The 7,103-nt window shown below is 68.5% G+C and carries 6 protein-coding genes and 1 pseudogene; 1 reads left to right on the top strand and 6 read right to left on the bottom strand.

Features of this window, described 5'->3' with window-relative positions; all coding sequences use genetic code 11:
- Positions 1 to 848 (top strand): LmrA/YxaF family transcription factor (locus IEZ01_RS30825; protein WP_229833298.1); only part of this gene is annotated, 848 nt, incomplete at its 5' end.
- 234 nt (positions 849 to 1,082) lie between these two features.
- Here IEZ01_RS30825 and IEZ01_RS30820 read toward each other — a convergent pair.
- The 6 genes and pseudogenes from IEZ01_RS30820 to IEZ01_RS30800 form a co-directional block, all read right to left on the bottom strand.
- A complete protein-coding gene (locus IEZ01_RS30820; RefSeq protein WP_189204978.1) occupies positions 1,083 to 1,436 on the bottom strand; it encodes a hypothetical protein in 354 nt (117 codons plus the stop codon).
- A 404-nt stretch (positions 1,437 to 1,840) separates the two neighbouring features.
- A pseudogene (locus IEZ01_RS36220) lies at positions 1,841 to 1,953 on the bottom strand (HipA family kinase); the annotation flags it as partial.
- A gap of 67 nt (positions 1,954 to 2,020) precedes the next feature.
- The gene (locus IEZ01_RS30815; protein WP_189204974.1) at positions 2,021 to 2,998 is read right to left on the bottom strand and encodes an aldo/keto reductase; all 978 of its coding nucleotides are present in this window, start codon (positions 2,996 to 2,998) and stop codon (positions 2,021 to 2,023) included.
- 203 nt (positions 2,999 to 3,201) lie between these two features.
- Positions 3,202 to 4,917, bottom strand: a complete 1,716-nt coding sequence (cmlS, locus tag IEZ01_RS30810; RefSeq protein WP_019884632.1) for a chloramphenicol-biosynthetic FADH2-dependent halogenase CmlS — start codon at positions 4,915 to 4,917, stop codon at positions 3,202 to 3,204.
- 77 nt (positions 4,918 to 4,994) lie between these two features.
- Positions 4,995 to 6,392 (bottom strand): class I adenylate-forming enzyme family protein, encoded by a 1,398-nt coding sequence (locus tag IEZ01_RS30805; protein WP_019884633.1) that lies wholly within the window; start codon positions 6,390 to 6,392, stop codon positions 4,995 to 4,997.
- Positions 6,393 to 7,082, bottom strand: coding sequence for an SDR family NAD(P)-dependent oxidoreductase (locus tag IEZ01_RS30800; RefSeq protein WP_229833297.1), 690 nt, complete (start codon positions 7,080 to 7,082; stop codon positions 6,393 to 6,395). It abuts the gene before it with no gap.
- Positions 7,083 to 7,103 lie beyond the last annotated feature (21 nt).

Genomic DNA, 7,103 nt, shown 5'->3' with positions numbered 1-7,103 from the left:
TGCCCGAACGCTACGGGCCGTGGGACCGGGTCTACGACCTGTTCCGGCGCTGGCAGCGGGACGGGACCTGGGCCGGGGAGGGCACGGTTGAGGTCACCGACGCGTTCCTCCCCCAGCCGGGCGCGCGGCTGGAGGAGGACGTTCCGGCCGGCATGGGACGGCTCCTTCGCCGCGCCCGCGTGACGCGTGGCCGGGTGACGCTGCGTGTCGCCGTCTGCCCCCGCCCTCCCGCAACAGCTCGGTGGCCGTACCAGTCAAGGGGTGAGGAGGCGGGGATGGCGACCGAAACACGAGGCCGCATGCTGGAGGCCGCGGTGCTGGCACTCCAGCGGCGAGGCGTCGCCGGGATGTCGTTCACCGAGATCCTGCGCGACAGCGGTGCCGCACGCGGCGCCATCTATCACCACTTCCCCGGCGGCAAGGCCCAACTCGTCGCCGAGGCCGCCACCCGCAACGGCCAGGACATCCGCGTCCAGCTCGCCACGCTGCCCACGAGCAGCCCTTACGCCGTCGCGGAAGCCTTCCTGGACTTCTCCCGGCCGGTCGTCGAGGCCGCCACCACCGGCAGCGGCTGCGCCGTCGCCGCTGTCACCGTCGACCCCGATCCCGCGAGCGACATGCTGCGTCAGGTCGCGGCCATCGCGTTCGACTCGTGGATCGAGCAGCTCGCCGAGCGGCTCACCACCGCCGGGCTGTCGGCGGGCGAAGCCGGCGATCTGGCCGCCACGCTCATTACCCTGCTGGAGGGCGCACACGTGCTGCGCCGCGCCTCCGGCACCCTCGAACCCTTCGAGCAGACCGCGCGCACGGCTCTCGCGCTCACTCGGAGCCGGTATCCGAGCGCCTGAGCCCCGAGCTCGGCCCACCGGGGGCGAGACCGGCCCGCCCCCGGACGCAGGCTCCGCTCCCCGCCCGGCTCCCACCGCCTGCCGGAACCGGCGGCGGGGGCTTCACAGGCCGCGCGCATCCCGCGGCACTCACGGAGCGTAACGAATGGAGAGGGCCGGATCGGTGGCCAAGTGGCCGTAGACCCCACCGCCCCCGGCCCGTTAATGCCTCTCCCGTGGGCAGGCTGAACAGGCTCAGAAGAAGCGCCGCCTTACTTGATGGTTGGCCAGTCGCCCGGGGACAGGGACGAGACCCCCGCCTGCCTTCGGGCGCTGGCTCCGCGCGTTGGGCTGCGGGCCTTCCGCGGGGTGCCGTTCCAGCCCCGGCCCGCCGTACGGGACCTTCTCGATGCGCCGGCCTGCCGGTTCCATGCCGTGCCGCTTCGCGTAGTTGACAACGCGCCGCCACTCGGCGACCGCGTCGTCATCGGGATCAGTGATCCTGACTCGCCCCTCGATGAGGAGCCGCTCGATCAGATCCTGTGCCCTCGCCCGCCGGGCCCGCGCGACGGGCCTCTCACCGCAGGGCGTCCGAGGCGTGGTGGGCACCTCCGGCTCCCTGCCGTCGGCCAATGCGGTGTCGTCATCCATCATCAGGAGCCCACGATCCCGCGAGGCATCGGCCGAGCGCCGGTCACCTGTGGCCTCTGGACACATCCAGCCGCGTCAACCGGCGCGCGCTCTGCCAACGATCACGCTACGTGGCCGATGCCCTCCTCCAACGAGCGGCCGTACCCCTGGCCAGCCCATCTTCTGACAGCCGCCGTTGGGGAGAATCTGGGGAGTATGAGCTGCTCCGGGGAGCACGTGGGGAGAATGGGCTACACAATGCTGCGCGACCCCGAAAAAAGATGCTCAAAGACCCATCCTCGCAGGTCAGAGGTGCTATGGACGGCATCTCCGCAGGTCAGAGGTGCCATAAACGGCATCTCCGCAGGTCAGGGCCGCTCGGTGGACAACTCCATGACGCACGTCCCGGGATCGTCGGCCTCGACGATCCCCCCAGGAGCGAGCCGCCCTTACGCAAAGGGGTCACGTAGCGAATAGCGGTGACTTCTGTCAACATTTTCCTAGGCCATACGACTGAACGACCTTGCTATCGAGGGTCGCTACCAAGACACACAGGACACCTTCTAGCGGTTCATCATGCGCATCTGCTCCTCGGTGTGGTGCTCGCCCGCCGCCGACGGGAGGGCGTCAAGCCGGGCGAGTTGTCCGGGTGTCAGCAGGATGCTGCCGGCCGCCGTGTTCTCCTCGAGGCGTGCGACCCGCCGGGTGCCGGGGATGGGGACCACGTCGTCTCCCCGGGCGAGCAGCCAGGCGAGGGCGACCTGCGCCGGGGTGGCGTGGGCCTCGGCGGCTACGGCCTGCATCTCGTCGGCGATGCGCAGGTTCCGCCGCAGGTTCTCCTCGGTGAACCGGGGATTGTCCGCGCGCAGGTCCTCGGCGTCGAAGCCCCCGGCCGACCGGACGGTGCCGGTGAGGAAGCCGTGACCGAGCGGTGAATACGCCACGAACCCGATGCCCAGCTCACGCAGGGTCGGCAGTACCGCCTTCTCCGGATCGCGGGTCCACAGGGAGTACTCGGACTGAACCGCGGTGATCGGATGGACCGCGTGGGCGCGGCGGATCGTGTCGGTCCCGGCCTCGGAGAGTCCGATGTGGCGGATCTTGCCTTCGGCAACGAGGGTGGCGAGGGCGCCGACGGTGTCCTCGATGGGGGTGTTCGGGTCGACCCGGTGCTGGTAGCAGAGGTCGATGTGGTCGGTTCCGAGCCGGCGCAGTGAACCGTCCACGGCCGTACGGACGTTGGCGGGGCTGCTGTCGAGCCGTCCCGGACCGCCGCCCGCGTGCGAGACCAGGCCGAACTTCGTGGCGAGCACCACCTCGTCGCGGCGGCCCTTGAGCGCCCGGCCGACGAGCCGCTCGTTGGTGTACGGCCCGTAGATCTCGGCGGTGTCGACGAACGTGACACCGAGATCGAAGGCCCGGTGAAGGGTGCGCAGGGACTGGGCATCGTCCGTGCCCGCGCCCGTGTAGCCGCAGGACATGCCCATGGCCCCCAGACCGATCCGTGAGACCTCCAGGTCCCGCAGCATTGTGTGTCTCATCGGGCGGCCTCCTTCAGGGCGTTGTGGCGCTGTGGCTGGGGTGGGGTGGGGTGGTGGGGCGGTGGGTGGGTTGCGGGCCGCCGGGACCCGCCGCCCCGTTCGCCCGCCCCGGGACAGGACGGACGTGGACGGGACGGCGGGTCCGGGCGGGGCGTCGCCGGGTCAGGTGACCGGCGCGCCCCGACCGGCGCGGGACGCCGCGCTCACACCTCGTACTCGACGCCGACGCCGCCGAAGTGGAGCCGGCCCTGCACGACGACCGTCTCGCCATGCTCGTCGTAGCCGGTGAGGAGGCCCGCCTCCATCAGCCGGAGCACGATCTGCGTGCTCAGCTCCTGCCTGCCGACGGCGCCGAGGCGCTTGACGAGTGTCCGGTAGCCGAACTCCTCCTCGGCCAGGTCCTGGAAGATCTGCCGGGTCTCGTCGTCCATCGGGTACTGGGTCATGTCGAGGTCGTCCTCGTTGGCCAGGACCTCGCGCTGCTCCAGCCGGAAGCCGAGCGGCTCGACCCGGTAGTACGGCTTGAGGAGGGCCTTGCCGCCGGTCCACCGGAACCGGCTGATGCTGTTGAGCCGCTTGGTGAGGTCGCTGATCCACCGCACCCGCGCCGCGTTCAGCTCGGACTCGCTGAACTCGTCGCTCAGCCCGGGCCGCTGGTGCCGGCCGATGGAGATCATCGTCGACGCCCGGTCGCGGAAGGAGGCCACGGTCCCGGCGGAGTCCTCCGGGCCGTTCCCGGCCAGCTTCTCGAACCACTTCCTGCGGGTGAGGCGCTCGTCGTCGGATTCGGTGATCCGCCGCTTCCTCCAGAACTCGGAGTCGGGCTCGGTGAAGGAGGCGAAGGTGTAGAAGGAGGCGAGGAACTGGTGGTACTGCTCGTACGCCTCGCGGTACGTGCGGTTGTACCAGGCGTGCACCGCGTCCTTCTCGTCGCCGTGGTGGGTGATGCGGTCGATGGCCGCGGCAGCGGAGACGGCCGACTGCGACGCCAGGTGCACGCCCTGTGAGAAGAGCGGATCGGTGAAGCAGGCGGCGTCGCCGCAGAGGAAGAAGCGGTCGGCCGAGAACACCTCCGTTTCGTACGACCAGTCGTGCACGATGCGGACCTCGTCGACCTGCTCCGCGCCGCCGAGGATGTCCATGGCCTGGCCGCACTTGGCGAGGGTGGTCCGGTAGAACTCGTCCGCGCCCCGCTCCCGCACCTCGGCGGACTTGGTGCGGTCCACGACCAGTCCGACGCTGTACAGATCATCCTTCACGGGGATCATCCAGACCCAGCCGTCCTCGAATGTGATCGAGTACGTCGTGCCCTTGAGGTCCCCCTGGAAGGGGTCCTCAAGCCGGAAGTACGACCACACCGCGAAGTTACGGTAGAACTCGTCGTACCGGCGCAGACCGAGCTTGCGGGCGATCGGGCCGCCGGAGCCGCCCGCGTCGATGACGAAGTCGCTCTCGGTGGTCACGGTCTTGCCGTCCCGGCGCACGGTGAGGACCACCCGGTCGGGGTGGGACAGGTCCACGTCGGTGACGGGGCACTCCTCGTGCACGGCTATCCCACGGCTGCGGGCCTCCTCGAGGAGGAGCTGGTCGAACTCCTCGCGCTTGACCTGGACCGCGTGGTCGAAGACCCACGGCGCGACCTTGGGGGCCGCGAAGGAGAACGTCCAGGGCGCTTGGTCCTGGCCCCAGAGGAAGGTGGCCGAGGGCTTCTTCACATACTCCTGTGCGTCGATCTTCTCCTGAAGGCCGAGGCGGTTGAGGATCGACATCGTGCCGGGGAGCAGCGACTCGCCGACGCGGTACCGCGGGAAGCGGGACCGCTCATAGAGCGTCACGTCGTGACCGAGCTTCTGCAGGGTGAGGCCCGCCACACTGCCGGCCGGCCCTCCGCCGATGATCGCCACCTTCGATCGTGCCATCAAACTCTCCTTGAGACGGGGACGGAAGGGATGAAGAGGGGGTGTAAGAGAAAGGGAATCGGGGAGCGAGGGGGTTTTCACTCCCCGCCGGCGCCCGGCCGGGACCGCACCTTCTTCAGGCGGTCCGACATCGCGATCGCGCCCACCATGTTGATCTTCGAAGGCACTTTGAAGGGTTCGACCTTGCCCGCGAGGAACTCCACCACGTGCTTGCGGAGGTCTGCCCGGGTCAGTTCGCCCCTCGGCTTGATGTCCACGCACACGGACTGGCCCGTGATGGCGTTCGGCTTCCCGTAGACGACGCAGTCCTCGACGAGCGGACTGGTCAGCAGGACGGATTCGAGTTCGAGTGGAAGGAGTTTCTCGCCGCCGACGTTGATGACCTCCTTGGCGCGGCCCTTGATCCGCAGGTAGCCGTCGGCGCCTTCCTCGACCAGGTCCCCGGTCCTGAACCAGCGGTCCTCCGTGAGCGAGTCGTCGTCGTAGTTCAGATAGCCGAGGAACTGCGTCCGGCTGCGGAGGTGGAGCTCACCGTCGACGATCCGGTACTCCACGTTGGCGTCGGAGATCCTGAAGTACGTACTGCTCGACGACTCGCTCGTGGTGGTGGCGATGCCGGTCTCGCTCGTGCCGAAGGTCTGGAGGAGCCGAACGCCAGGGAAGGTGCGGTGGACCCGCTGGAGCAGTTCGTCGGACATCGGCTCGGTGCCGTATGTGATCAGACGCAGACTGCTCAGGTCGTACGTGCGGTGGTAGTCGCCCACCATGATCAGATTGAGGAAGGTCGGGCTCGTGGGCAGGACGAGGATCCGGTGGCGTTCGATCAGTGCGCAGATCTCGTCGAGGGTACGGTGGCGGGGCAGCACCGCGGTGCCGCCCACGAGCAGGGTGCTCAGCAGGGAATTGATGCCGCCGATGTGATCGAACATCAGCACCATCAGGATGTTCAGGGCGTTCGGCCGGCGCCGGGCCCGCTTCTCCAGCTTCTCGCCGACGAGCGCGTCGAGACTGTGGAGGATGACCTTGGGAGCGCCGGTACTTCCGCTGCTGAGCAGAACCAGCCCGGCCTCCTCATCGCCCAGCCGGCCATGCGCGGCGCCGGCGCCCAGGTCCGTGCCCGAGTCGCCGTCGGGCCGCCCGAGCTCCTCGACCTCGATTCCGGCGTCGGTCGTCCTGACCAGGTGGCCCGGTCGGCAGTGCTCGACGAGGGTGTCGAGCGTCTTGTCGGTGAGGGTCACCACCGGGACGACGACGTTCCTGTCGAGGTACAGCGCGAACAGGGTCGCCACCGAGTCCAACGAGTAGTCGCCGTGCACGATCACGGCCTGCCCCGGAACCACGCCGTGCCGCGCCAGCCGTTCCCGGATGTCACGGATCCGGCCCAGGAGGTCCGCGTAGGTGACGGGGGTTCCCCGGTCGAACAGCGCCGTCCAGGTGCCGAAGTCCTCGAACCTCCGTACCAGTTCGTCGCGCATTCAGTGCACACCCCCAAGAAAGAGCGTCTCGCCCGTGATGAACTCTGATTGCCGGCCGATGAGGAACTCGACGGGTCCGACGATGTCCGCCGTCGTGCACTGGCGGGAGATCGCCTGACGTGCGACAAGCGCGTCGATTTTCGGCCGGGGAACGGTTCTCGTCAGTACGGTGTGAACCGGTGGCAAACCGATTCCGTTGACCCTGATGTTGAAGGCGGAAAGTTCTTTGCTCATGACGCGGACCAGTTGTTCCACGGCACTCTTGCTTGCCGAGTAGGCGAGCTGCCCTTCCAGCGCCCAGGGCACGGCGACCGTGGAGACATTCAGGATCGCGGAGCTTGGGCCGCTCGATTTACGCAGCAGTTTCACCGCCTCGCGGCAGCAATTCAGGACGGCAAAGAAATTGATGTCGAAGATTTTCCGGGAAGTCTCTTCCGGCGTCGTCATGAAGTGGTTCATCGACGAGGTGCCGGCATTGTTGATCAGCGCGTCGAGATGACCGTACTCCTGCCTGACGCTGCGGAACATACTTCGCGTCGGGCCGGCGTCCGCGAGGTCCACCTGGTGGTGCCGGTAGCGCGGATGGTCGAGGGTCGCGGGCTTTCGGCTGCACCCGACGACATCATGGCCGGCGTCTAGGAAATGCTCCGCGAGCGCCTTGCCGATACCGGTCCGGGTGCCGGTGATCATGAGGATCATGGCGGGTCTGAC

Source organism: Streptomyces purpureus (assembly GCF_014648195.1).
GTDB classification, from domain to species: domain Bacteria; phylum Actinomycetota; class Actinomycetes; order Streptomycetales; family Streptomycetaceae; genus Streptomyces; species Streptomyces purpureus.
The sequence above is the reverse complement of the archived record's forward strand: the minus strand, read 5'-3'. Positions and strand labels throughout refer to the sequence as shown.